26 protein-coding genes are annotated in these 25,398 nt (G+C 49.5%); 1 reads left to right on the top strand and 25 read right to left on the bottom strand.

Translation table 11 applies throughout. The annotated features are described in order from the left end of the window. Positions 1 to 151: 151 nt before the first annotated feature. Together L3D05_RS09625 and spoIID are read right to left on the bottom strand one after the other, a co-directional pair. Positions 152 to 892 carry a M23 family metallopeptidase gene (locus L3D05_RS09625; RefSeq protein ID WP_239615815.1) on the bottom strand — a complete coding sequence of 247 codons (741 nt, stop codon included), beginning with the start codon at positions 890 to 892 and terminating at the stop codon, positions 152 to 154. Between the two features lie 94 nt (positions 893 to 986). Further along, complete coding sequence (gene spoIID, locus L3D05_RS09620) at positions 987 to 2,099, bottom strand: stage II sporulation protein D (protein ID WP_239615814.1); 1,113 nt, start codon at positions 2,097 to 2,099, stop codon at positions 987 to 989. Between the two features lie 373 nt (positions 2,100 to 2,472). On the opposite strand from spoIID, the gene L3D05_RS09615 reads away from it, so the two are divergent. Next, positions 2,473 to 3,399, top strand: a complete 927-nt coding sequence (locus tag L3D05_RS09615) for a transposase (RefSeq protein WP_239615813.1) — start codon at positions 2,473 to 2,475, stop codon at positions 3,397 to 3,399. Positions 3,400 to 3,638: 239 nt separating this feature from the next. Here the strand turns inward: L3D05_RS09615 and murA are convergent, their stop codons facing one another. From murA to atpB, 23 genes are all read right to left on the bottom strand, one after another. Then, complete coding sequence (murA, locus tag L3D05_RS09610; RefSeq protein WP_239615812.1) at positions 3,639 to 5,024, bottom strand: UDP-N-acetylglucosamine 1-carboxyvinyltransferase; 1,386 nt, start codon at positions 5,022 to 5,024, stop codon at positions 3,639 to 3,641. A gap of 232 nt (positions 5,025 to 5,256) precedes the next feature. Then, on the bottom strand, positions 5,257 to 5,517 hold the full coding sequence (locus L3D05_RS09605) for a DUF1146 domain-containing protein (protein ID WP_239615811.1): 261 nt from the start codon (positions 5,515 to 5,517) through the stop codon (positions 5,257 to 5,259). Positions 5,518 to 5,570: 53 nt separating this feature from the next. Further along, a complete protein-coding gene (locus L3D05_RS09600; RefSeq protein WP_239615810.1) occupies positions 5,571 to 7,607 on the bottom strand; it encodes a S8 family serine peptidase in 2,037 nt (678 codons plus the stop codon). A gap of 295 nt (positions 7,608 to 7,902) precedes the next feature. Then, positions 7,903 to 9,456, bottom strand: a complete 1,554-nt coding sequence (locus L3D05_RS09595) for an NADH-quinone oxidoreductase subunit N (RefSeq protein ID WP_239615809.1) — start codon at positions 9,454 to 9,456, stop codon at positions 7,903 to 7,905. A 1-nt stretch (position 9,457) separates the two neighbouring features. Then, positions 9,458 to 11,083 (bottom strand): complex I subunit 4 family protein, encoded by a 1,626-nt coding sequence (locus L3D05_RS09590; protein WP_239615808.1) that lies wholly within the window; start codon positions 11,081 to 11,083, stop codon positions 9,458 to 9,460. Further along, the gene (gene nuoL / locus L3D05_RS09585; protein WP_239615807.1) at positions 11,083 to 12,954 is read right to left on the bottom strand and encodes an NADH-quinone oxidoreductase subunit L; all 1,872 of its coding nucleotides are present in this window, start codon (positions 12,952 to 12,954) and stop codon (positions 11,083 to 11,085) included. Before nuoL ends, L3D05_RS09590 begins: the two co-directional genes overlap by 1 nt. Before the next feature lie 5 nt (positions 12,955 to 12,959). Continuing rightward, complete coding sequence (gene nuoK / locus L3D05_RS09580) at positions 12,960 to 13,262, bottom strand: NADH-quinone oxidoreductase subunit NuoK (RefSeq protein ID WP_439647937.1); 303 nt, start codon at positions 13,260 to 13,262, stop codon at positions 12,960 to 12,962. 2 nt (positions 13,263 to 13,264) lie between these two features. Continuing rightward, a complete protein-coding gene (locus L3D05_RS09575) occupies positions 13,265 to 13,792 on the bottom strand; it encodes an NADH-quinone oxidoreductase subunit J (protein WP_239615805.1) in 528 nt (175 codons plus the stop codon). 3 nt (positions 13,793 to 13,795) lie between these two features. Continuing rightward, on the bottom strand, positions 13,796 to 14,242 hold the full coding sequence (gene nuoI, locus L3D05_RS09570) for an NADH-quinone oxidoreductase subunit NuoI (RefSeq protein ID WP_239615804.1): 447 nt from the start codon (positions 14,240 to 14,242) through the stop codon (positions 13,796 to 13,798). 13 nt (positions 14,243 to 14,255) lie between these two features. Then, complete coding sequence (gene nuoH / locus L3D05_RS09565; RefSeq protein WP_239615803.1) at positions 14,256 to 15,263, bottom strand: NADH-quinone oxidoreductase subunit NuoH; 1,008 nt, start codon at positions 15,261 to 15,263, stop codon at positions 14,256 to 14,258. After that, on the bottom strand, positions 15,263 to 16,363 hold the full coding sequence (locus L3D05_RS09560; protein WP_239615802.1) for an NADH-quinone oxidoreductase subunit D: 1,101 nt from the start codon (positions 16,361 to 16,363) through the stop codon (positions 15,263 to 15,265). Before L3D05_RS09560 ends, nuoH begins: the two co-directional genes overlap by 1 nt. 6 nt (positions 16,364 to 16,369) lie before the next feature. Continuing rightward, on the bottom strand, positions 16,370 to 17,194 hold the full coding sequence (locus tag L3D05_RS09555) for an NADH-quinone oxidoreductase subunit C (protein ID WP_239615801.1): 825 nt from the start codon (positions 17,192 to 17,194) through the stop codon (positions 16,370 to 16,372). Then, positions 17,191 to 17,709 carry a NuoB/complex I 20 kDa subunit family protein gene (locus tag L3D05_RS09550; protein ID WP_182303091.1) on the bottom strand — a complete coding sequence of 173 codons (519 nt, stop codon included), beginning with the start codon at positions 17,707 to 17,709 and terminating at the stop codon, positions 17,191 to 17,193. Before L3D05_RS09550 ends, L3D05_RS09555 begins: the two co-directional genes overlap by 4 nt. Further along, entirely contained in the window at positions 17,694 to 18,065 is a 372-nt protein-coding gene (locus tag L3D05_RS09545; protein ID WP_239615800.1) for an NADH-quinone oxidoreductase subunit A, read from the bottom strand. The genes L3D05_RS09550 and L3D05_RS09545 overlap by 16 nt, the downstream gene beginning before the upstream one ends. Positions 18,066 to 18,260: 195 nt before the next feature. Beyond that, on the bottom strand, positions 18,261 to 18,695 hold the full coding sequence (locus L3D05_RS09540; RefSeq protein WP_239615799.1) for a Dps family protein: 435 nt from the start codon (positions 18,693 to 18,695) through the stop codon (positions 18,261 to 18,263). 121 nt (positions 18,696 to 18,816) lie between these two features. Continuing rightward, complete coding sequence (locus L3D05_RS09535) at positions 18,817 to 19,218, bottom strand: F0F1 ATP synthase subunit epsilon (protein ID WP_239615798.1); 402 nt, start codon at positions 19,216 to 19,218, stop codon at positions 18,817 to 18,819. Between the two features lie 26 nt (positions 19,219 to 19,244). After that, entirely contained in the window at positions 19,245 to 20,663 is a 1,419-nt protein-coding gene (gene atpD, locus L3D05_RS09530) for a F0F1 ATP synthase subunit beta (protein WP_239615797.1), read from the bottom strand. Between the two features lie 67 nt (positions 20,664 to 20,730). Beyond that, positions 20,731 to 21,591 carry an ATP synthase F1 subunit gamma gene (gene atpG, locus L3D05_RS09525; protein WP_305037428.1) on the bottom strand — a complete coding sequence of 287 codons (861 nt, stop codon included), beginning with the start codon at positions 21,589 to 21,591 and terminating at the stop codon, positions 20,731 to 20,733. Positions 21,592 to 21,672: 81 nt separating this feature from the next. After that, positions 21,673 to 23,187 (bottom strand): F0F1 ATP synthase subunit alpha, encoded by a 1,515-nt coding sequence (gene atpA / locus L3D05_RS09520; RefSeq protein ID WP_239615796.1) that lies wholly within the window; start codon positions 23,185 to 23,187, stop codon positions 21,673 to 21,675. Positions 23,188 to 23,232: 45 nt separating this feature from the next. After that, positions 23,233 to 23,781, bottom strand: coding sequence for a F0F1 ATP synthase subunit delta (locus L3D05_RS09515; RefSeq protein ID WP_239615795.1), 549 nt, complete (start codon positions 23,779 to 23,781; stop codon positions 23,233 to 23,235). Beyond that, positions 23,778 to 24,263, bottom strand: a complete 486-nt coding sequence (gene atpF, locus L3D05_RS09510) for a F0F1 ATP synthase subunit B (protein ID WP_239615794.1) — start codon at positions 24,261 to 24,263, stop codon at positions 23,778 to 23,780. Before atpF ends, L3D05_RS09515 begins: the two co-directional genes overlap by 4 nt. 107 nt (positions 24,264 to 24,370) lie before the next feature. Further along, on the bottom strand, positions 24,371 to 24,595 hold the full coding sequence (gene atpE, locus L3D05_RS09505) for a F0F1 ATP synthase subunit C (RefSeq protein ID WP_232185251.1): 225 nt from the start codon (positions 24,593 to 24,595) through the stop codon (positions 24,371 to 24,373). 35 nt (positions 24,596 to 24,630) lie between these two features. Next, a complete protein-coding gene (gene atpB / locus L3D05_RS09500) occupies positions 24,631 to 25,398 on the bottom strand; it encodes a F0F1 ATP synthase subunit A (RefSeq protein WP_239615793.1) in 768 nt (255 codons plus the stop codon).

The raw sequence follows: 25,398 nt of genomic DNA, 5'->3' as shown, positions 1-25,398 counted from the left end.
TCCATCGGAATCTGATGAGTATTCACTAGTTGTTGGTAAGAATTATGACACATGGATCGTTCCGTTGTCGAGATTTGTCTGGTAAAAAACAGAAATAGAGCGACCCTATCGCTGTAATTGCGATAAGGTCGCCCCATATTCTCTGAATCCCTTACTTCGCAGCTTTGATCAGGTTGTTCGGATTAACCGAAAGACCGTTATTGCGAACCTCGAAGTGCACGTGCGCGCCTTCAGTTGGCTCCAATTCGCTTTGGCCAGCAGATGCGATGACATCGCCTTGCTCAACTTGGTCGCCAACTTGAACTTTAACATCTGTCAAGCTTTGGTAAACAGTGACCAAACCGTCTGGGTGCTCGATTTGCACTTCGTAGCCGTTGGTCGGAGTTTGGCTAGCAATGGTTACCTTGCCACTTAATGCAGCCAAAACTTCAAACGGTTCGGCATCCTTACGCGCTAAGTCTGTAGCCATGTGGGGCGAGAACGTATTCTTGTACTCCACCGTAGCTGCTTCGCGCTCTTCCACGGACGCCGTCGCATCATAGAACGGAACGATCGTGTCCATGTCTTCAATCTTGTTTACCGGCCAACGGAGAGTTTCCCCGTTAGAGATTACCGCGGATGCCTCTGGACTAGATTGTCCATTGGCAGTCGCTTCGTTCTCGACACCTGTCAGACTGGGAACGGATTTGTGCGAATCTTTCGCACCCGTTCCCGAGTTCAGCCAGAGAATCGTAACGATGATTGCTGCCGCGGCCATGTAAGCTGCAGGGAATACCCAGCGCTTGGAAAGGAACTTTTTCCATCCGGTAGGCCTGACAGCGGGAGACGAACCCGCAACTGACTTGTGTGACTCTTCGATTTTTCTTGGTGTTTTGTTGTTTCCTTCATTCATTATTATCATCACCTCAGTAAGCCATTCTTACCAGGTGACGGGGTTTTATACCTGTTTGTATTGAAAGATTACAATTTTTATAGTGACAACCTATTTATGCTCCATAATTCCAACCATTCGCAAGCTTCGAAACTTCCTTCACGCCCGCTCCCGAATAGTAGTATTCGACAATCTCGCGCGCAGTCTTACCCGCTTTAGCCATGCCTTCCGCCCCCCACTGGCTCATGCCTACGCCATGGCCGCTCCCGTAAGTGGTTAGGATGATCTTGTTATGATCAAAGGTCCAATCGAAAGCCGCCGAACGCAACCCTAGCTTGTGGCGCACCTCCTCACCGGTTAATTTCTTAGCCCCGGCCAGCATTTCTTTAACTCTCTTCCCTGTCGTCCATTCAAGTATACGTAGAGACCGCTGCACCTTGTCGCTTGTACTGGCGGGGATCGCGCTCAGCCCTAATTTACTATAAAAGTCCGTCAGTTCCATCTCCACGCTTTCACTCGCTCTAGGTGACTCCTCTTTATCCCAAGGGCTGGCGACAGAGCGTAGATATGGAAGCTTGGTAGCGAATACCTCTTCCGAGTTTTCTGTATATCCATTACTCGTAGAGAAAAATAGCGCCTCGATCGGTTCACCATGATAGACAATAATTTCTCCCTCGGTTCTCTTTACCGCATTCACAACCTTTTGCCAGCCGACTGAATCCCTTTTTTCTAGTTGATTCATTTCCGCCAACGAACGATATACTTGATGAGTCTGCGTGTCCGTCACATCTGCTTCCGACGTCGTCATACCTGTGCGATCTTTGGTTATTAGCCTACGAACAATATAGGTGCGTGCCGCAAGCGCTTGCGCTTCGAGAGCAGCCTCTTGAAAATCGATCGGCATCTCCGCCGCCACTATGCCCCTGACATAAGTCTCCAGCGGAACGGTTTCTACTTTATGAGACTCAGACAAGAGCACCCGAACTAGGGGCTGATCTTGTCCGGCTTCCCTCTCCTCTGTTATCTGCGTTTCGGCAATGTCGTCAGGCGTACTCACTGCTTTTGTTTGCGTTTGAGGCGAAGGGTGTTCTCCCTCTAGTTGACTTGGATAAGAGGCTCCCTTATGCAGAGCTAGCCATATCAACAAGGATGCGATTATCCCACTAGCGAATGCAATCCATAGAGGAAGGCCCGTTGCTTGCTGTTCTTTTCCAACTCTCAATTTCACGGCTCTACCTCGTCTATCCGATTTCGGTGGCAGCATATTCTCTTTGCGGACTATGCGGGTCAGCCGATGCTTTCAAAATATGCGAGATTCAGATCAGGTAGAACCTTCTTCGCTAGGCTTTCTCCTTCTCTTACTCTCTATCCCCCTCGCTCAGGGATTCGCTCTGTCATTCTCTTGACGTTTAGAGCCTCTCAAATTTCTTTTCTCTTTCACGCTATCCCCTTTGCTCAGAAAAAGTTACTTTGTCAAAATCACACTATCCCTACCACTCAGGAAAAAAATAGAAAAATTCACTTTAAATAAGAACGTATGTTTGATAAAATAATAACAGGAACAAATGTTCTCTCCAGGTGGAAAGGGGGAATTTCGAGATATGAGCCTAAGACATGACACCGAAGCATTCGACGCTTTCTGTAAACGTTATGAATCGGAAGAAGACTGTATAGTTGCCTTATACAATGCCAAATGGCCGAATGGATTTCGCTGCCCGAATTGTCAGTGCCATCACGCTTATCTTATTTCTACCCGCAGGCTCCCCCTGTATGAGTGCTATTCCTGCAAGAAGCAAACCTCTTTAATAAAAGGAACTATCATGGAAGGCAGTCGCACTTCATTGCGTTTGTGGCTCAGAGCCATTCATCTCCATGCAAGATCTAATAGCATCAACGCACTCCAACTATCGAACCTACTCGAAGTCACATATAAAACCGCCTGGTTGATCTGCCATAAGATTCGCTATGCTATGCGACAAGCGGATTCTATGATTTTACTCGCCGGAATCGTCAGGGTCACTGACGCTATATGTTATAAGAGGTTAACTAGCACGTTTGAATTACACAAGCAAGAACAACCATTACTCATAGGAGCATCCGGCTCTGAAGACGGGAACATCGGTTACTTAAAAATAGAGCATCAATCTAAGATGTCGCTTCGAGACAAATATGATTGCCCGAATCCAAAACCTTTTATTTTGAAACATGTTGATCCTAGATTTTCAGAAAATGTTATCATCACGCGCCGATTCGGTAAAACGATGAACAAAGCTTTAGTTTGGGAAAGCCACTATCTATCTTCATGGATGGGACGAATGTTTCGAGGTATTGGCCCCAAGCATTTGCAGGCCTACATAAACCAATACTGCTATCACTCTAATCACCCTAGTGTCGGAAGGTTCGGCATTCTACTAATCGACAGTGCAATTGCACATACGATTACTTACCCAGCACTAACTGGACGCCCTATCACTCACCGTTCATTAAACCGTTCGCGGGTTGCTTGGAGATCGCAAAAAGCGATCTGATCGGTGTCGTACTTTTCCTGAGCTAGGGGGATAGCGTGAAAGAGGAAAATAAGGGAGGGAGCAAGCCAAGCCATGATAACGAAGTGCGTATAAAATAAAAAAATCCCCCAGCCGTTGATGGCCAGGGGATCGGTAATAGACAGTATTAGCTAAGTATAAGAACGAGCCAATCAACAAGATCAGTAGCTACGTATGTGTCGGATCCATAAAATTAAACAGATTGCTACTCCTTGCGGAGACTAAGCAAGCGTCGGTTGAATGTTGCGGATAACGACTTCGGACGTTGCCGCAGCGCGTTGTTCTAGCTGCTGCATAAGTTTCTCCGGTTGTAGCGATGCTTGCTCGGATTCCTGCAGTACATCTTCCGGGGATGGAGCACGATAAATGTCTGCTCCTAAAGCAGCTAACTTATTTACGATGTTCATGTAGCCGCGTTCAATGTGGTGAATACCGCTAACTTCCGTACTTCCATCCGCGACAAGCGCAGCGCAAATCAATGCCGCACCTGCTCTAAGATCGGTTGCACATACACTTGCTCCGGACAATTTGGTACCGCCCGTAACAATAGCCGTACGCCCATCCACCTTGATCTCGGCACCCATCTTGATCAGTTCATCAACATGCATGAACCGATTTTCAAACACGGTCTCGGTTACAATACTCGTACCGTCAGCGACTAACAGCAGCGTCATCATTTGAGCTTGCATGTCGGTCGGAAAGCCCGGATAAGGCAACGTCTTGACATCGACAGCACGAAGCGGATTCAAAGCTTGCACCCGAATGCCGTTCTCGTCGCATTCGACGGTAGCGCCCATCTCCTCTAGCTTAGCAACAATCGGTCCGAGATGATCGCGAATGGCTCCTTCAACATACACATCTCCGCCTGTAATCGCAGCTGCGATCATGTAGGTACCGGCTTCGACGCGATCGGGAATAACATAGTGCTCCGCTGCATGAAGCTTATCTACGCCTTCAATTCGTATGACTCCCGTGCCAGCACCACGTACCTTGGCGCCCATCGCATTAAGGAAATTAGCAAGGTCAACGATTTCCGGCTCTTTAGCCGCATTTTCAATAATTGTCGTTCCGATTGCGGTCGTGGCTGCCATCATAATGTTTTCCGTAGCGCCAACGCTCGCAATGTCCAAATAAATTCTCGCCCCGCGCAATTTACCATCGACGCTAGCTTCAATGGAGCCTTGACCGAATCCGATCTCCGCACCCATTGCTTCAAACCCTTTCAAATGCTGGTCAATAGGACGCGTTCCAATCGCGCAGCCGCCCGGAAGAGAAATTCTTACTTTTCCAAGACGAGCCAGCAATGGTCCCATCACCAAGAACGAAGCTCGCATTTTTCTAACCAATTCATAAGGTGCTTCATAAGAAGTTAACGATTCAGCATGTAGTCGGACAGTTCCGTCTTCTTGCTGCGCGTAAACCCCCAAAGCCGCGAGCACTTGAATAATGTTCTTAACATCGTCCAGGGCGGGAACGTCATGAATGACGCTGGATCCTTCTTCCGCCAGTAAAGCAGCGGCAAGGATCGGAAGGACGGAATTTTTAGCGCCGTGCACGCGGACTGTTCCAGATAAGGTACGTCCGCCGCGGACGATGATTTTGCTCATGGGTGGTTCCCTCCGCGCATTATAGATTCATTCCGAAGTCTATTGGCAAAAGCTGCCCGACCCCGAAAAACCCAAATTTTATCATACCACTACCTCCGCCAATGACACAAGCGGCATTTTTTGGGGTAAAACTGCTTTTTCCGACTCTATTCGACCATTAATTGATCAAATCCAGTGGTTTAAATATTATTACCCAATCTTAACTTTACGTCACATCGTTTTTTAAAATAGATCAGCCCGAACGGAAAAGCCATTTCAACGTGCCAACCCAAGACCAATAATCAAGAACGAAGCGAGCAACTAAATGGCCAAGTCCTACCGCAATAAGCAACTGCAGCACTCTTGCCCGGGGACTTCGTGGCTGGCGCAAAATTTTATCAAAGTTAATTTCTTGCAATAACATCCAAGCGACTAACACGCATCCTAAAGTAACGAAGATCGAGAAAAGACCATCCCATCCCGCTAAAGCAAATGCGCTCGCTTCGTCATCCATTTAACGAACCCCCTTCCATCGTTTTCTCCGCTACGATCTTGGCACGACATCATCTAATTATTCACAAGTTGCAACCGAAGCCCATAGTACTGATTGCGATTATAACCGTCAGCGGTGATTTTCACGTAGTAAGTGCCGGGCTCTAGCTCCCTTTCACCTAGCAATGATTTCTGACCTTTGTCACTTTTCCATTTTTCTAGCGTTTGCAGCTTCTTGTTGCGCAATTCAACGTGAATAGCCATTGCATTCGGAATATTACTGATCGTAAGCTTCACTTTCTGTTTCTTAGTTAGTGTAAATCGATACCAATCCTGATCTTTTGCCGTATGGATTAATGCGTTGTACACTTTATTGATGGAAAGCGGAGTGGACGTTAACGGGCTCTCATTCGGCTCGTAAGAATCCTCTTTCTCGGTAATATATTCCAAAGTGGCAGTATATGTCCCGATTACTGGCATTGGGTTAGAAGAAACCGCATTGGAAATGCGGATGAAGTATCTTCCCGCCTTCGCATCGCTCATAGTCCATTGTTCGACGCCTCCGTCTCCTCGATCATCAATGACGATCTCCGTACCGCCGGCAGGCTGAAACCCGATTTGCGGATCAATTCGCGTCGTATCGGGTGTAACCGTTAACCTGATCATTCCCGGCTTCGGTAGCTTCACGACAAACCAATCCACATCACCGCGCGTATGAAAAGTTCCCGTCCATGTCTGGCTACGTGGAGGAAGCGTGCTTGCGGCTGCTGCGCTATTGTTCGGCTCCTTGGCGTCCGGATTCATTGTAAATACGGATTCAAGCCGATAAAAGTTCGTTATCTGTTTCGCCGTCGATGAACTTTGTACTTGAAGCCAATATCGGCCTTTGGCCACAGGCCATTGCTTGACCGCTACTCCACCTTGAACTTCTGTAGCCGAACGAAGAGGTGCAATAGTGCCCTTCCCATCATATAGCGACAGGCGAACTTCATTTCCAGCAACTTCATATATGCCACTGTAAGGTGCTTCAAACGTATACCAATCGGTATCCGATGCATTTTTCCACCTTCCAGTCACTTCTTTCCCCAAGGGAAATACGCTTGCTGCAGCTTTTGTATGATTTGGCTCCCGCCAGTCGATGATTTCGTCTGCTTGAATAGCTCTACTAGCCGAAATCAGCCCATACCCCATACTCGGGTTCCATGATTCCTTACCGCTATGTTGCGCTGATCTGCGTAATGCCTCCCGTATATGAACAGGTTCCCAATCCGGGTGGATCGCCATCAGCATAGCTGCCGTTGCGGCAACCTGCGGCGCTGCCATCGATGTTCCTTCCATCTCGATGCTGCCGCCATTAATCGTTAAGGTCTGAACCTTCCACATGGCGCTGATGTCATTCTCCGAGCCGGATGTCGATTGTGCGATTGGCTCTAATCCATCGGACCCGGCAACTGCGACAACGGTTGGATATGCCGCAGGGTACTGAACGGCAGCCTTGGCACCAAATACGGCTGCATCGTTGCCGCTTGCCGCAATGAGTAATACCCCGGCTTCTTCCGCATAAGCTACAGCTTCCCGCAAACTAGGCGCGTCTCTTCTTAAGCCGAGTGAAAGAACGATTATATCCGCGCCTTGATCGACGGCATATCGAATTCCCTGGGTCAGCTTCTCCTCGTCACCCGAGCCGAATTGATCCAGTGCTTTTACCGGCAGTATGTACCCTTTCCACCTGCCATCGTTAGGAGACATTTCCCCCACAGTTGCAATGGCAGTAATGATTCCTGTTACGGCTGTACCGTGGCCGTTATCGTCCTGGGCGGTTTTCCGCTCGTCGACTAAATTTTTCCCCTCAAGGAGATAGGGCTTCAATTCCGGATTATTAAAATCAACCCCGGTGTCCACGATAGCAATGGTAGACGTAACATTCCTGCTTAAAGTCGCCCAAGCTTCCGGAATCCCGATCGCCTTCAAATAAGCGGGAACTGGAGGGGCTATGGGGACGACAAGCTTAGGCGAAGCTGGTTGTATCGCTTGAACCTTAACAATCCCCTTCTTCTCGTTAGAGATCGAGGATTGCGTCGTCGGCTTGCTATCGGCCGATACAAAAAGCATTGAACAACAAACGAGCGTAGAAGCAAGCGCAATAGAACACCTCAATGTGAACTTGCGTGAGATTTGAATGAATCCCTTCCTATTAGGCAGCTTAACCACACCTTTGTTCCATTCGTGTAAAACGGTTTCGTCGTTGTATATAATAAAGTTTCTATTTTCGACAGCGATTCCCTTCTTTCCCGTCGAAAATCGGGTCTTAGGTCACAATTTGTCGCCCACAGAAGCCTTACAAAAGGAAAAAAGGGCAATCCTCAAGCCATACGACTTGAGGATTACCCTTCTGTTGAGCTTTTAATTAACCTTGAATGACGAGTAGATCCGCTGGAATAGAGAAGATGTGGTCGATTCCTTCCAACAACGGTACGGGCATAAATCCTAAAACCAAAGTCACAATCGTGCAGACCCATATCGTAATCGTAGCTGGAACCGACATTTTAAGCTTGGCATCCACCGTTCCGCTTCTCATGAACATTTGACGAATGAAGGAAAAATATACGGCATATGAGATAACCGTAGTCACAAGTATAACGGCACCTAGCCAATACGTATGTGTCTGGAACGTTCCGAACAAAATCAACAACTTACCCATGAACCCTCCGGTAACTGGAAGGCCAGCCAACGAACAGAGGAGAATCGTCATAGCAACGGCTGTCCACGGCGCGCGGTGGTACAGGCCGGCGAATCCCGATATCGACTCATTGCCGGAATCTCTAGTCAAGATCGTCAGCACAGAGAATGCACCTATGTTCATGAATGAGTAAGCGATCAGAAAATAGATAAATTCGGAAAACAGCGAAGCATGCATCTCCGTCAAATTAATCGCTAGCGGAGTTAACAATATACCTGCATTCGCGACACCCGAAAGCGCGAGCAACCTTTTCACGTTTTTCTGCCTCAACGCCCCGACCGTTCCAACGATCATTGCGGCGGCCGCCAAAACGGATAAAGCTATGAACACGTCTTTCTGCAAGAAGCTGCCGTCTGCCGGTGTAAGAAAAGCCGAATTCATGAAGATTCGATATAGCATTGCGAATGCTGCACCCTTCGCGACGACCGCCAAAAATGCCGTTACCGGAGTCGGCGCACCTTGGTAGACATCCGCAGCCCAAACATGGAATGGAGCCAGCGCTAATTTGACGGCGAAACCGGCAATCATCAAGAAAAAGCAAATATACAATAAAGCCTCGAAGTTCTCGATAGCGGAACCAAGCCCTTGCGCGATGAACGCGAAGTTCGTTCCACCCGTTAAGCCGTACAGGAATGACATCCCATATAGTATGAAAGCGGACGCCACGCCTCCCATTACGACATACTTAAACGCAGCCTCGCTGGACAGCCTGTTTCTCTTGCGGGTAGCCACCAGAATGTAAGTCGTAATACTCAGTAGCTCCAAGCCTACGAACAATGTGATAAGGTCCCCGGATGAGGACATCACCATTGCCCCCAATGCTGCAGGGAGAACAAGATAGTAGAGTTCAGCTTTGACTGGCACGTCTGTATCCCGAACCGTCCCGAGCGACGAGAATACGATGAAGAACGAAGCACCTAAAAATACCAATTTCAATAAGTTTCCAAAATCGTCTATACGATAGCTTCCCCCTAGAAGGGAGTAAAACTCCGGAGTACTATCCGCCGGATCGGTACCGTCACCCAACGAGAGCATAAGCAATACGACGAATGTAGCGGACACGAGAAGTCCGACAAGCGTCAACCAACCTATTACATTCCGATTGATTCGCTTAGGAAGCAAGAGATCGAGGATGACTAAAAGGATAGCGAAACCCGATAACACAAGCTCGGGGGCTAAGTACCACGTATCGCTCCACGACAAAGTCTGTAAAGCCTCCATGTTATCCCCCCATCCTCGTCTGAATTTGTTCCAGTAAGCCATTAAATCCGTTCTGCATCAGGTCCGTTAATATGGATGGATATACCCCTAACAATACGATAAGCGCCGCTAACGTAATCATAGGCAACGCTTCGATGAAGCGTGCATCCTTCATCTCTGCGAATCGCTCAGGCAACGGACCGTACGTGATGCTTAGAATGCTGCGAAGCACGTAGACAGCCGCGAACAGAATACCGAGCACCCCGATAGCCGTTAATATTTTCATCGATCCGAACAAACCGAGGAAGGAGAGAAACTCGCCCACGAAACCGGATAACCCCGGCAGCCCTAATGAAGCTAGACCAGCGATTAGCAATATCCCCGACATGAACGGAACGGCTTTCGCCAATCCGCCCAAATCGCTCAAATTCGTTGAGTTCGTGCGCTCATAAATACTGCCTACAATTAGGAACAGAAGCGCTGAGATCAGTCCATGGGAGACGGATTGGTAGATCGCTCCCTGCAAGCCGACTTCCTCAAGCGACGCTATGCCGAGCAGCACGATCCCCATATGGCTTATGCTCGAATAAGCAAGCACCAGCTTGAACTCGCGCTGCACGCAAGCGAGGATCGCACCGTACAAAATATTAATGACTCCGAGCACCGCCAATACCGTCGTCCATGACTGCAATTGCTCTGGAAATAAGAACGCCGCAAAACGAATCAATCCATATACGCCCATCTTAAGCAGGATGCCGGAGTGAATCATGACGATCGCCGGCGGCGCCTCCGTATGTACCCGTAACATCCAGGTATGGAACGGGAAAATCGGCACCTTGATCCCGAAGGCGATGAGCAAGAGCACGAATGCTCCCCACCTCGCGTTGTCCGACAAGAAAAATCCGAAGTATCTCGAGTTTCCCGTATCGATGTTCGCCAGAGCATTAGGATCGGACAAGTTGCCGAGCAAGACATCATAATTCGCGCTATATAAGAAATTCGACCCTTCCGATACGCTGAACCCTAGCGTTACGATCAGAATAAGGAAGGATATCAGCATTGCTGCCGAACCCAAACCGTTATATAACAGAAAACGGGTTGCTGCTTTTTCCCGTCCGTAGTAACCCCAGATGCCAATAAGGAAGAACATTGGGATAAGCGTCACTTCGAAGAAGATGAAAAATAGAATCAAATCCCGCGCTAGGAATACGCCATAAATCCCCGTCAACAGCAGCAGAAACAAAACATAATACGTTTTCCACCGTTTACGGATATGGACCGAAGCTAACACGGACATCGTGGACACGATTCCCGTTAGTAGCAGCAGCGGCATCGATATTCCGTCGACAGCCAAATGATAGTCGAAAGCAAGGTTAAACGATGCAACTCCGCCTTGCAATTTCATATCCAACACTTCTTTATTGAGCGGAATCGTCAACCATGTCGAGTGTTCGGTATAAACCCCGCCCCCAGTGGCCGGTTCATATACGGCAAACAACAACAAGACCAATACGAGTGGGATTAATGTAAAAATAATAGCTGTAGCACGAAGCCAATTGCTACGGGCACCTGGCAGCAATAAGACGATTAAAGCGCCGATTAGTGGCGTAAAAGCAATGAGAGAAAGCACCGGCAAGTTATCCAACATTACCAGAACCTCCTTCCGGCGATCGCGACAATCAGAATTACGATTCCGATGATTGCCGTAAGGGCATACGTTTGAACCTGACCGTTCTGTAACCTTGAATTAAGCCGCCCTAAAGCGGATACGGAGTAGCCGGACAAGCGTACGATGCCATCGACCACATATTCGTCGAACAACTCAAGCGCTTTACCGAAGCCTTGCAGCGGTTTGACGAACAACCACTGATATAGCTCGTCAATGTAATACTTGCGTTCTAGAACAGTCACAAGTCCTGGCATACGCGAGGATACCGCGTCGCGACGGATCGTCCCTTTGACATACATCAACCAGCCGATATAGAGACCTAACAAACCGACGGCGGCGGATACGACCATGACTAAGCCGCTTGCATGATGCTCTGCGTCGCCTCCCGTCAGCCAATGGCCGAACCAACCGTTAAACGGTGTCTCGACGAATCCGGCTACAGTGGCGAGAATAGCCAGTACGATAAGAGGAATCGTCATAACGGACGGGGATTCCTTCGCATGCTGACCTTCCCGCTGCTTGCCGACGAAAACTAAGAAAAACAATCTAGCCATATACAAGGCAGTAAAGAACGCTGCGATGATTCCCACGACGAACAAAATTGGCTGTTTATCCAACGCTGCGGTCAGTATCGCGTCCTTGGACCAGAAGCCCGAAAACGGAGGTATACCGGACAGCGCCAAAGCACCGATTCCGAAAGTCCATGCGGTTATTTTCATCTTGCCGCCCAATCCGCCCATTTCGCGGATATCTTGCGTATGTACGCTATGGATAACGCTACCCGCCCCAAGGAACAGTAAAGCTTTGAAGAAAGCGTGCGTTAACAAATGAAACATAGCGCCCGTAACGGATCCTACCCCTAGGGCAAGCATCATGTAGCCCAGTTGACTAACGGTCGAATACGCCAGAATACGCTTGATATCGTTCTGCGCCAACCCGATCGTAGCCGCGAAGATCGCCGTGAACGCACCAACAATCGCGACCGTTGTCATCGCCACCTGCGAGGCGTCGAAAATATCGAACGTCCGGGCGACGAGGAACACGCCAGCCGCCACCATGGTCGCCGCATGGATCAAGGCACTGATAGGCGTAGGGCCTTCCATTGCGTCAGGCAACCAAACGTGCAACGGGAATTGACCGGATTTTCCGACGGCTCCGAGGAATATCAGCAAAGCGATCAATGTCGTGATTCCTGTCGAGATCGCTCCGCCGCCTTGGGAATCGAACACGTTATGGATGGTTGTGAAGTCAAGCGCGTGACCTGGCATATACCAGAACAGCAGCAGCAAAGCAATCAACAACCCCAAATCCCCGATCCGCGTTACGATAAAAGCTTTTTTAGCGGCAGCTCTCGCTTCCGGCTTCTGATACCAGAATCCAACGAGCAGGAACGAACAAACGCCGACCAATTCCCAGAAAATATAGAAAGTCAGCAAATTATCGGACAATACTAACGCAAGCATGGAGCTCGTAAACAGCGCCACATAAGCGAAGAAGGTCGATATCCTCTCGTCTTTCTTCATGTACCCTTGCGAGTACAGGTTCACGAGAAAACCAACCAAAGTGACGACGACTAACATCATCGTGGAAAGGTTCGTCACCTCGAAACCGGCATGAAGCTTCAAGTTGCCGATTTCTATCCAAGTAAATTGGTTGCTGTAATCCTCCGCATTCCCGGACAATCGTTCAGTCGCGATACACAGCGACAGAACTAAGGAAGCGAATGTGGCGATCGTCCCGATCCATGCTCCGGTTTTACTCATTCCTTTGCCCATTGCCGTCAAAATCGCGAAAGCGGCGAACGGAAACACCGGGACGAGCCAGGCGTATTGCGCAAAGAAGGTGCTCATGGAAGTTACCTCCTCAACTCGTCGAATTCGTCCACGTTCACCGTTGCTCGGCTACGGTAGAGTACGATTAATACCGCGATACCAACCGCGGCTTCGGCAGCTGCGACCGTAATAGTGAACAAGGAGAAAATATGACCCGCTATAGATGGGTTTACCCCGTACTTGGAGAAAGCGATCAGGTTAAGGTTAACCGCATTGAGCATAAGTTCGATCGACAACAGTACGATGATGGCATTTCGTTTGGTTAACACTCCGAATAATCCGATACAGAACAGAACGGCCGCAAGCGTTAAATAGGAGGATAGCATGCTCATTGCGAGCTCTCCTCCTCTCTCTTGGCGAGCGCGATAGCGCCGATAAAGGCGACCGTCAGCAGCACGGATACCAGTTCAAACGGAATCGCATATTGCGTAAATAGCGCTTTACCGATTTCACGCGTATTGTCTTCTACGAACGGGGCAGATTCCGTAGGGAAATTCGCATTGCGAATACCATAGAACAAAATCCCGAACAGGCAAATACAACCGATTGCGGCTAATGTATCATGTAGCGGACGCCCCGGCTCCTTGCCCTCCCCGTCGTGTTTGGTCATCATGATCCCGAATATCATCAGAATCGTAATGGCTCCCACATACAGCAACACTTGCACGAATGCGATAAATTCAGCCTCCAGAAGCACATACAAGCCTGCGATAGATACGAACGTAAAGGCTATCGAAAGCGCCGTATGTACGACCTTCGTAAAGTTGATCGCCAATACGGCTCCGACGATCGCGCAAACCGATAATACGAAAAAAGCGACAAACTCGCCCGTAATCTCGATATCGAAATTTAACACCGTTTATTTGGCGCCTCCCTTCGGAGACCCGATATTATTGTTATCTTCGCGGATGTTCTCATTGTTCTCGTACAGCCATTGTTTGTCCTTGTACAAATCATCGCGGCTGTACGTAGCCAGCTCGAAGTTGTTCGTCATAACGATCGCTTCCGTCGGACAAACCTCCGTGCATAGGTCGCATAGAATGCAAATTTCGAAGTTAACGTCGAACGTGTCGATCACTTTGCCCTTTTTCTCCGGATCCGGATTGGCTTTGCCCGTCAGCGTGATGCAATCCGTCGGGCAGATGCGCGCGCACTGATTACATACGATACATTTGTCCGGCTCAAAATACTGAATTCCGCGAAATCGGTCCGGCATCTCGATCGGAACGTCAGGATACGCTAACGTCACCTTCTTGGTACCCATCGTTTTTAATGTAACTCCGAGACCTTTGAGCATTCCCTTCATGACTTCAGCCTCCTTATCCCATCAATTCTATGCCTAGAGCCGTTAAGAAAATATTGAGTATTGCGAGCGGGAGCAGCACCTTCCACGCCATTCCCATCAACTGATCGACCCGTAGTCTCGGGAAGGTTGCTCGAATCCAGAACAGGGAGAAGACGATAACCGCGAACTTGAGGAAAAACCAGAGAATTCCCGGAATGAAATCTAGCTGCGGGATCGGCGGATTCCATCCTCCAAGAAACAGGATCGTCGTTAAGCTAGCAATTGCGTACACGTAGATGTACTCCGTTAACATGAAGAAGGCGAACCGGAATCCGCTATATTCCACATGATAACCCGCGACGAGCTCTGACTCCGCCTCCGGCAAATCGAACGGGGTACGGTTTAGCTCGGATACGGCCGCGATCAAGAATATCCCGAAGCCGAGAATTTGCGGCAAGAAGTTCCAATGCCAGAAGTATCCGCTCTGGGCAATGACGATTTCCCTTAGATTCAAGCTTCCGGACATCATGACAACGCCGACAACCGACATAACTAGCGGAACTTCGTAACTAATCATCTGTGCCGCGGAACGCATGCCACCTAGCAAAGAGTACTTATTGTTCGAAGCCCAGCCCGCCACGACGATCGCGATGGTCGTAATCCCGGAGAGCGCAATGTAGTATAGAAATCCAACATTCAGATCCGCGAACTGCAGTTCCATCGTATAAGGAATGAAGGCCAATACGACGAAGGAAGGTACAAATGCTAATACGGGCGCGAGTATGAACAACCCTCTGTCCGCTTTCTTAGGAATCGTGTCTTCCTTCAGCAGCAGCTTGGTTACGTCCGCTACCGTTTGCAATAAACCTAACGGTCCCGTACGGTTGGGGCCTTTGCGATATTGCATCCATCCGATGAATTTGCGTTCGAAATAAATCGCATAAGTAACGAAAAAGATAACAACGGCCAACACGCCAATTGCAGCGGCGACGAAAATCCCGGCATTGCCCCAGCTTAACGGCTTATCCCAGAAGTGCTGCATTAGCAGTCAACCTCCCCGAGAACGATATCGATACCTCCGAGAATCGTGACCAAATTCGTCATGCTTTCCCCGACGAGCAGCTTGGGCAAAATTTGAAGGTTAACAAACGACGGACGACGGAATTTCAAGCGGTATGGCTCGGCTTTCCCATTCGATACAATATGGCAGCCGATTTCGCCTCGAGGAGATTCTATTCGCACATAAATTTCGCCAGCAGGCGGTCTTATGACGCGTGGAACCTTACCCATTGTTTCGCCTTCGCCCGGGAATTGTTCTAACGCCTGCTCCAGAATGCGCAAGCTTTGGGTGATCTCCGCCATGCGGACTTCATATCGGTCGAAGCAGTCCCCGTTCTTGCCGACCGGCACGTCGAACTCGAAACGATCGTACAAGCTGTAGGGCTCAGCCTTGCGAAGATCCCATTGGACACCCGTGCAGCGAAGATTCGCTCCGGACAATCCATAATCGATCGCCGTTTGCGCATCGTATTTCCCAATACCTTTAATCCGGGATAAAAATATCTCATTGCCGCTGACCAGGTTATGATATTCATCTAAGCGATTGTACATATCCTTGACCAATGTTTTAACCTTGGCGATCCAGCCTTCCGGCGCATCCCACTTTACTCCGCCGACGCGCATATAATTGTACGTCAGCCTCGCGCCGCACAGTTCGTTGAACAAACCGAGAATGCGTTCACGGTCGCTGAAAGCGTACAAGAAAGGACTAAGCGCCCCAATATCGAGCAGATAAGTTCCCCACCATACGAGATGGCTCGCAACCCGTTGCATTTCCATAACAATAAGGCGCATGAATTCCGCTCGTTCCGGAATTTCCAGCCCCATCATTTTCTCCACCGCATGGCAGAGTACGTAGTTATTCGTCATCGCGGACACGTAGTCCATGCGATCGGTATAAGGAATGATCTGCGTGAAATTCAAGTTTTCCGCGAGCTTCTCCGTGCCTCTGTGCAAATACCCCATCACAGGCGTCGCTTCCGTTATCACTTCTCCGTCTAATTTGACGACAATCCGAAACACGCCATGCGTGCTTGGATGCTGTGGACCAACGTTGAGCAGCAGTTCTTCTGTACGAATCACGCGTGCTTACACCTCCGGGTCAAGCGGAACGTAGTCTTTGCGTAGCGGATGGCCGACCCAATCATCGGGCATCATAATGCGCCGCAGGTCTGGATGGCCAGGAAATTCGACGCCTAACAAGTCGTAGATTTCCCTTTCGTTCCAGTTCGCGGTTTCCCAAATAGGAGTTACGGATGGAACCGCTGGCTGCTCCCGGTCCGTGCGAATCTTAATGCAATAGCCTTCGCGATTATTCAGGTTAAGCGGATAGTAGACGACTTCCATGTGGGTCTCGTAATCTACTCCCGAGACATTACGTAGATAATTGCAATTCAATTGTTCGTGATTACGAAATAATGGCGCTGCTTTCAGCCAATGCTCGTTCTTCAACACTAGCGTAGGAAGATGATCATTGGCTTCGTTAATATAAGCTTCATCAACGGCATCTTCCGCGACCATCTCTCTTATTAAAGCGACTACGCGATCCAACCTCGGTTGGTTCGGAGACGGCGGCTTCGGCGGCGCTTCTTCCTCCGTCCCAGCCTTCTCCCCCTCATCGGAAGATTTTGCCGCGGCGCGCCCCTCAGTACCTGCTTGAGCGGCTTTGGCGGCCGCTTGGGCCGCAACTGCCTTCGCTGCTTCGCGAGCTTCTAACGCAGCTTTACGACGGGCAGCTTTCTCTTCGTCCGTCTCTACGCGACGCGCCGGAGGAGGTGGTGTCGCTTCTTCCGTTGTCGCTGGCGCAGGAGTTTCCTCCGAAGCCGGTTTGGCGTCCGCTACCGGCTCAGAAGAAGCTGAATCAGAGGTAGCAACAGTGGCCTCCTCCGGTTCGCGCTTGTTATCCTCGCTCATCGGCTAGTCACCTGCTTCCCGGTTTTCGCCTCGTATCTAATTTTCTCTTGCAGCTTATTGATGCCATAGATAAGCGCTGCAGGATTGGGCGGGCAGCCCGGTATGTACACGTCTACCGGAACAATCTGATCGACGCCCTTAATAACTGAATAAGATTTGACGTAGGGACCTCCCGCTGTCGCGCAAGACCCCATTGCAATGACCCACTTCGGTTCCGGCATTTGGTCGTATAAGCGCTTCAGCAACGGCCCCATTTTCTTGGTCACCGTTCCTGAGACGATCATGACATCCGCTTGACGCGGCGACGTACGGAATAGGACGCCGAAACGGTCAAGATCGTAGTGCGCTCCTCCTGCCGCCATCATTTCGATTGCGCAGCAAGCCAAGCCGAAGGTAAGCGGCCACAAGGAATTGCTCCGGGCCCAACCTTTGAGTTGTTCGACGGTGCCAAAGAATACGTTGCGTTCTACTTCTTTCCGGTCTTCCGGCGATACGTTCGCTAAATCGAATTCCATTTCAGCACCTTCTTCCTCCAAGCGTACACAAGCCCCACTAGCAACAATCCTGCAAAGATGAACATCTCGACCAAAGCAAAGAGACCAAGCTGTTTGTAAGCTACGGCCCAAGGGTAAAGAAATACGGTTTCCACATCAAAAATGACGAACATCAGCGCGTACAGGTAGTACCTTACGTTAAAGCGGATCTGGCTGTCTCCTACCGGTTCATTTCCGCTCTCGTAGGTGGTTTGTTTCTCTTCCGTCGGTTTTTTGGGCCGCAGTACGGAACCAAGCCACAACACGAAAATAGGGAATATGATACCCAGGATGAGGAAGACTGTAACAATGACGTATGAATTGATGTATTTCTCCACTTCAACGCCTCCGCAAACAGGTAAATTTACCCCATAATTATAACAAATGCTCCCATTCAAGTCCACGAAAATAGCGTTTTCATTGGAAGCTCATTAGTTTTGCTTATAAGTACTAATAAACGCGAACATGCATAAGAACCGCCACGCCATTCATTCGCGCGGCGGTTCTTATGCAAAACGGATTCGAAGCCTCTTTTATCCTAATGTCGATTTCAGCATCCACACTTGCTTCTGCAGCTCTTCCACCTGCCCGATAACTACGTCCGCAGTCGCCGTATCTTTAGCTGCCTCGGCTGTTGCCGCCGCCTTTTCCAACCCTTGAATAAGCTCCTGCAGATCGGCAATCGTCGCGGTCAACATATCGTTCTCTGTCTTCGTCTTATCCGCTTCTTTGATCGTAGCAAAGGACAGAAACTCCTTCATCGTGGACACGGGTTTACCTTCGATAGCGAGAATTCTTTCCGCCAACTCGTCCAGTTTGAGCGCCGCTAGTTCGTACAACTCCTCGAACTTGGCATGCAGCACCGGAAAATGCGGACCTTTCACGTACCAGTGGAAGTGATGAAGCTTAATATAAAGTACGGACCAGTTCGACACTTGGGCGTTCAACTCTTCATGTAATTTACTCATGTTAATCCCTCCTGTGCGATTCGTCTGATCCCTTATTCTTTACCCTTTCCATGGACGTAAGAAACAAAAAATCACCCACTTTCGGATCCTAAGATCCAATAGTGGGTGATCGTTCCGCGAATTATTTCTCGCCAGCCGTTTCTAGACGGCTAATGGCACGTTGTAATGCCATTTCCGCACGCTGCGCGCTAATATCCGCTTGTTTCTGCGCTAGACGGCGCTCTGCGCGTTCTTTTGCCAAGCGGGCACGGGACACATCGATGTCCTCTCCCAGCTCAGCTGCTTCCGCGAGAATAACCACTTTGTCTTTGCGCACTTCCATGAATCCGCCGTGAACGGCAATAAATTCATTGGAATTGCCGATCTTGGCTTTAACCGGAGCAACCTTCAATGGAGTTACCAATGGAATGTGATGAGGCAGGATACCCAGCTCACCGCCCACTCCTTTGACGACGACCATGTTCACGTCTTTCTCGTAAACCTTTCGCTCCGGAGTTACGATCTCCAACCGTAAGGTACTCATATCGTTCCCTCCAAACCGGCGGCTGATTAAACCGCAGCAGCGAGTTTCTTCGCTTTCTCGATCGCTTCCTCGATAATGCCGACATTATGGAAAGCCGGTTCCGGAAGATCGTCATGTTTGCCTTCGAGGATCTCCTTAAAGCTACGAATCGTTTCTTTAATCGGAGCGTAAACGCCCGGAATCCCGTTGAACGCCTCAGCTACGTGCAGCGGCTGAGATAGGAACAATTGCAGGCGACGCGCGCGGTGAACGACTTGTTTGTCTTCTTCCGACAGCTCATCCATACCTAGAATTGCGATGATATCTTGAAGTTCTTTATATTTCTGAAGAACTTTCTTAACGCCTTGAGCGACAGCGTAATGCTCTTCGCCGACAACTTCCGGAGCCAAAATCCGGGAAGAAGAAGCAAGAGGATCAACCGCTGGGAAAATCCCCATTGCCGCGATATTCCGGTCCAAGTTCGTCGTCGCGTCAAGATGCGCGAACGCCGTAGCAGGAGCTGGATCCGTGTAATCATCCGCTGGAACGTAGATCGCTTGGATCGACGTTACAGAACCTTTTTTCGTGGAAGTAATACGCTCTTGAAGTTGACCCATCTCGGTAGCCAGCGTAGGCTGGTAACCTACCGCGGATGGCATACGTCCGAGCAATGCGGAAACCTCGGAGCCCGCTTGCGTGAAGCGGAAGATGTTGTCGACGAACAAGAGAACGTCTTTACCTTCTTGATCGCGGAAATATTCCGCCATCGTCAGACCCGTCAAGGCAACGCGCATACGCGCGCCTGGTGGCTCGTTCATTTGACCGAATACCATCGCCAGCTTAGCGATAACGCCGGATTCCGTCATCTCATGATACAAGTCATTACCTTCACGAGTACGCTCGCCTACGCCGGCGAATACGGAAATACCGCCATGCTCGGATGCGATGTTGTGGATAAGCTCTTGCATAAGAACCGTCTTACCTACGCCCGCACCGCCGAACAGACCGATCTTACCGCCCTTGGTGTAAGGCGCTAGCAAGTCAACGACTTTAATTCCCGTCTCCAGCATTTCCGTCTGGGTCGTAAGTTCATCGAAAGTCGGAGCCGCGCGGTGAATCGGGTTCACGTACGTACGATCTACTTCGCCTTTACCATCGATCGAATCGCCCAATACGTTAAATACGCGGCCTAACGTTGCAGGTCCAACCGGAATCGTGATGGGAATACCAAGGTCGACCGCTACCGTGCCTCTTACAAGACCGTCAGTGGAGGACATCGCTACCGCGCGTACCAGGTTGTCGCCAAGATGCTGCGCGACTTCTACCGTAAGGCTGATATCGCGTGCTCCAGCGGTTTCCGCTTTTGCTTCAATTTTAATCGCATTGAGTATGTCAGGCAGATGGCCGTGGTCGAATTCGATATCGACAACCGGTCCCAGTACCTGAACAACGCGCCCTTTGCTCATGGTTTTACCTCCTGAAGTGCAATTAAACTCTCTCCCCGTCGGGGCTTGAGATCAACCGTCACAAATTTTATTGCTGTGCATTCGCTCCGCCGACGATTTCCGCGATTTCTTGGGTGATTGCCGCTTGCCGCGCACGGTTGTACGTGAGCGTCAAATCTGCGATCATCTTCGTCGCGTTTTTCGTTGCGTTGCCCATTGCCGTCATCCGTGCTCCGAATTCGCTGGCTTTGCCCTCGAGTAACGCGCTGAACACAAGTGTCTCCGCGTATTTCGGCAATAACACGTTAAGCACTTCTTCGGCAGAAGGCTCGTATTCGTAATCCGCTTTGTCGCTTCCCGCTTGCATTTCGCCTAACGGAAGTATCCGCTTAAGCGTTGGCTCTTGCGAGATCGCGTTATGGAATTTGTTGTACGCCAGGTAAAGCTCATCGTACTTGCCGGCTTCGAAGCCTTGTACCGCTTGAGCCGCGATTTCTTTAATATCCGAGAACTTAGGAGAATCGGATAATCCCGTCACTTCACCCGCAAGCGGAATGTCGCGGCGTGAGAAGAAGTCGCGTCCTTTACGTCCAATTACGAATACGGCGTACTCATCCGGCGATTGATGATTCTCTTTAATCGTCAGCAGCACTTTACGGAGGATATTAGCATTGTAACCACCGGCTAGCCCGCGATCAGAAGTAATGACCAAGTACGCCGTTCTTTTGATTGGGCGGGTAAGCAACATCGGATGCTTGCTGCTTCCGGCCGATGAAGCGATGCTGGATACGACTTCTTTCAACTTATCCGTATAAGGGCGAGCGGCGACAGCAGCTTCTTGTGCCCTTCTAAGCTTCGAAGCCGCGACCATTTCCATCGCTTTGGTGATTTGTTTCGTGCTTTGCTTGCTTCGAATCGAGCGCTTAATTTCGCGCATCCCTTTAGCCAATCGTTTCACCACCTTATTGCCAGGCTTGCCTTGGGCAAACCCGGCTCAAGCTTAATGTTACGTTTAACGCTGCTATCTGGCTTAAACCGTTACGGCAAAGCCTTTCTTGAACGCCGCGATCGCATCTACCAAAGCTTTATCCGTTTCCGGAGTCAGATCTTTCGTTTCGCGGATCGAGCTGAAAATTTCCGGACGGTTTGCATCAACGTAAGCCAAGAACTCCCCTTCGAAACGACGAACGTCCTGAACAGGAATCGTATCGACATGTCCTTTGGTTACGATGTACAAGGAAACGACTTGACGTTCAACCGAAAGCGGTTGGTTAACGCCTTGTTTAAGAATTTCAAGCGTACGGATACCGCGATCCAGACGCGATTTCGTTACTTTATCCAGATCCGAGCCGAATTGCGCGAACGCAGCGAGCTCACGATATTGAGCAAGGTCGGTTTTAAGAGTTCCCGCAACCTTCTTCATCGCTTTAATCTGAGCGGAGCTACCTACACGGGATACGGAAATACCGACGTTAACCGCCGGACGTTGTCCAGAGTAGAATAGGTCTGATTCAAGGAAGATTTGACCGTCCGTAATCGAGATAACGTTGGTCGGAATATAAGCAGAGACGTCACCGGCTTGCGTCTCGATGAACGGCAACGCGGTCATGGAACCTGCGCCCTTCTCATCACTCAGCTTAGCGGAACGCTCAAGCAGACGGGAGTGTAGATAGAATACATCGCCCGGATAAGCTTCGCGGCCCGGAGGACGACGGAGCAACAAGGAAAGCTCACGGTATGCAGCGGCTTGCTTTGTCAAATCATCATAGATGATTAGAACGTGCTTGCCGTTGTACATGAAGTGCTCACCCATCGAGCAGCCTGTATAAGGTGCAAGATACAAGAGTGGAGCTGGTTCAGATGCGCTCGCGGTTACAACGATCGTGTAATCGAGGGCACCGTGTTTGCGAAGGGTTTCGACAACGCCGCGAACGGTCGATTGTTTTTGTCCGATTGCAACGTAGATACAAATAACTCCGTTGCCTTTTTGGTTAACGATCGTATCGATAGCGATAGTCGTTTTACCTGTTTGGCGGTCACCGATGATCAATTCCCGTTGGCCGCGGCCTACCGGAATCATAGCATCGATTGCTTTAATGCCGGTTTGCATTGGCTCATGAACCGATTTACGATCCATAACGCCCGGAGCCGGAGATTCGACAGGACGAGTTTCCGTCGTGTTGATCGGGCCATTGCCGTCAACCGGTTGTCCGAGCGCGTTCACTACGCGTCCGAGCAACTGTTCGCCGACTGGAACTTCCATGATGCGGCCGGTTCTTTTCACTTGGTCGCCTTCGCGGATTCCTTTGAAAGGTCCCATGATGACGACACCGACATTGTCTTCCTCGAGGTTGAGGGCCATGCCCACTACTCCGTTGGAGAACTCGAGCAATTCCCCTGCCATACATTTTTCCAAGCCATGTACGAGTGCAATTCCGTCACCAACCTGGATGACGGTGCCTACGTCAACGACTTGAATATCGGATTGATATTGCTCAATCTGTTGCTTAATCAGCGTGCTGATTTCTTCGGGCTTAATACTCAATTCGTTCACCCCTGTCTCCATTGCTTACTAATGGTATTGTTAAAATTAAATCGCTACCGATTGCAGCGCCTTATCCAAACGTTCTAACTTGCCTTTGAGGCTACCGTCATACAGCGTATCGCCGATACGAACAGTCAGTCCTCCAAGCAATTCCGGGTCTACTGTGTTCGTAACCCGAATGGTTTTGCCTACTAAAGTTCCGAATTTCTGAGCCAGTTTCGTTTTCTCTTCTTCGTTAAGCGGTTGAGAAGAGATCACATGTGCATCCGTGCGTCCAAGAGCATCGCCCGCTACTTGCAAGTAAGCAGCGAATACGGAGGACAACTCGCCTTCGCGTCCGCGCTCGATCAGCAAACTGACGAGATTAAGGACAATCGGCGAAGCTTCCGCTCCGAAAGCTTGAAGGAGCGTTTTTCTCTTCGTATCAAGAGTAATGTTAGGTGCCGAGAGAAACGCGCGCACTTCCGCATTGCTCTCTACGACATTAACGATCAAGCTGAGCTGAGCTTCCGTCTCTGCTACTAACCCTTTTTGTTGGGCCAGTTGAAACAGAGCCTTAGCGTAACGTTTGGCAACTACCGTACCGCGGCTCATGATTTATTCCCTACGTTTTGCAGGTATTGATCAACGAGTTGCTTCTGGGATTGCTCATCAACTTGTTTCTCAATGATTTTGGAAGCGATCAGGACGGACAGGCCGCTAACCTGAGCTTTCAATGCTGCAACCGCTTTGTTCTTCTCGGCTTCGATCTCACGAACCGCTTCGTCTTTGATGCGATTCGATTCATTACGTGCAGCCTGAACGATTTCGTCCGCTTGTCTGGACCCCGTCGTTCTAGCTTGTTCGATAATATCATGAGCTTCTTTGCGAGCTTGTTGTAGCGCTTGTTTCTGCTCTTCGATCAATCGCTCCGCATCGGCGCGGTTAGTCTGAGCGTTATCCATTTGTTCTTGTACGAGCTGACGGCGCTTCTCCATAACCCCGAACAATGGTTTGAACGCGAAGCGTGACAAGAGCCAGAACAAGATGGCAAAAGATACTAATTGGATAAAAAAGTTGGACCAAGTAATTGACACCGATCTACACTCCTTTCACACGGCTTAATTCAAGCTTCGTGCATTAACTGCAAAAGGAAGGCGTGGAGGCAAATCCGACTCCGCGCCTTACATTACGATAAAGTTGATTATTTCGCCCACATGAACGCAAGAACGAGGGAGATGATCGGCATAGCCTCAACGAGACCTACCCCGATAAATGCAGTTGCCGTAAGCGTACCGCGAAGTTCCGGTTGACGGGAAATTCCTTCTACCGTTTTGCTGAAGATCAGACCGTTACCAATACCTGCGCCAAGCGCACCTAGACCAAACACGATACCTGCTGCTACATATCCGTAAGTATTCAAATCCATTTGTAAATCCTCCTCGAATAATTGGGTTTTGTTTATTAGTGATCTTCTTCATGAACGATGGACTGCGAAATATAAACCATAGTCAACATCGTGAATACAAACGCTTGAATCGAACCTACGAAAATACTGAAACCTTGCCACACGAGCATCGCCGGAATTCCGATCCAGCCCATCCCAAGAATTACGCCGATCATGACCTCGCCGGCAAAGATATTACCGAAGAGCCGCAAACCGAGCGTCAAAGGCTTGGACACGATCTCGATCAAGTGAATCGGTAGAAACACTAGATTCGGATTGTGCGTGTAGTGCTTCAAATAATGTTTCGTGTTCTGCCGCAAACCTTGAACATGGGACAGTACGATAACGATTAACGCCAACGCCATTGTCATAGCGGCATCGGCTGTTGGTGATTTCCACCAAGACCAAGCCAGATGTTCATGCTCGCCCTTCACGATCAACTCATGACCGAATACAGTCGGGATATGGTTGCCGTGAGCTTCCGTGATAATGCTGAATGGAAGACCTAGCATGTTGGAAACGAAAATATACAGAATGAGCGTCAAGCCAAGCGCGAGATACGGCTTGCCTTTCTTCCACTCCATGTTCTGTCCGATAATTCCTTGAACGAATTCAACGACCCATTCCATGAAGTTCTGCAGCTTACCGGGGTTCTCGACCGACAAGTTACGTACGGCTAATCGGGCTAGAATGAACACGACAAGACTCGAAATTACGACCATCATAATAGCGGCTAAGTCGAACTCTATTCCGCCAACTTCGATCTTCGGTACTAAATGTTCCAT

Source organism: Cohnella mopanensis (assembly GCF_022352055.1).
GTDB classification, from domain to species: Bacteria; Bacillota; Bacilli; order Paenibacillales; family Paenibacillaceae; genus Cohnella; species Cohnella mopanensis.
Note: the sequence above shows the minus strand (reverse complement) of the source record. Positions and strands in the feature narration are given on the sequence as shown.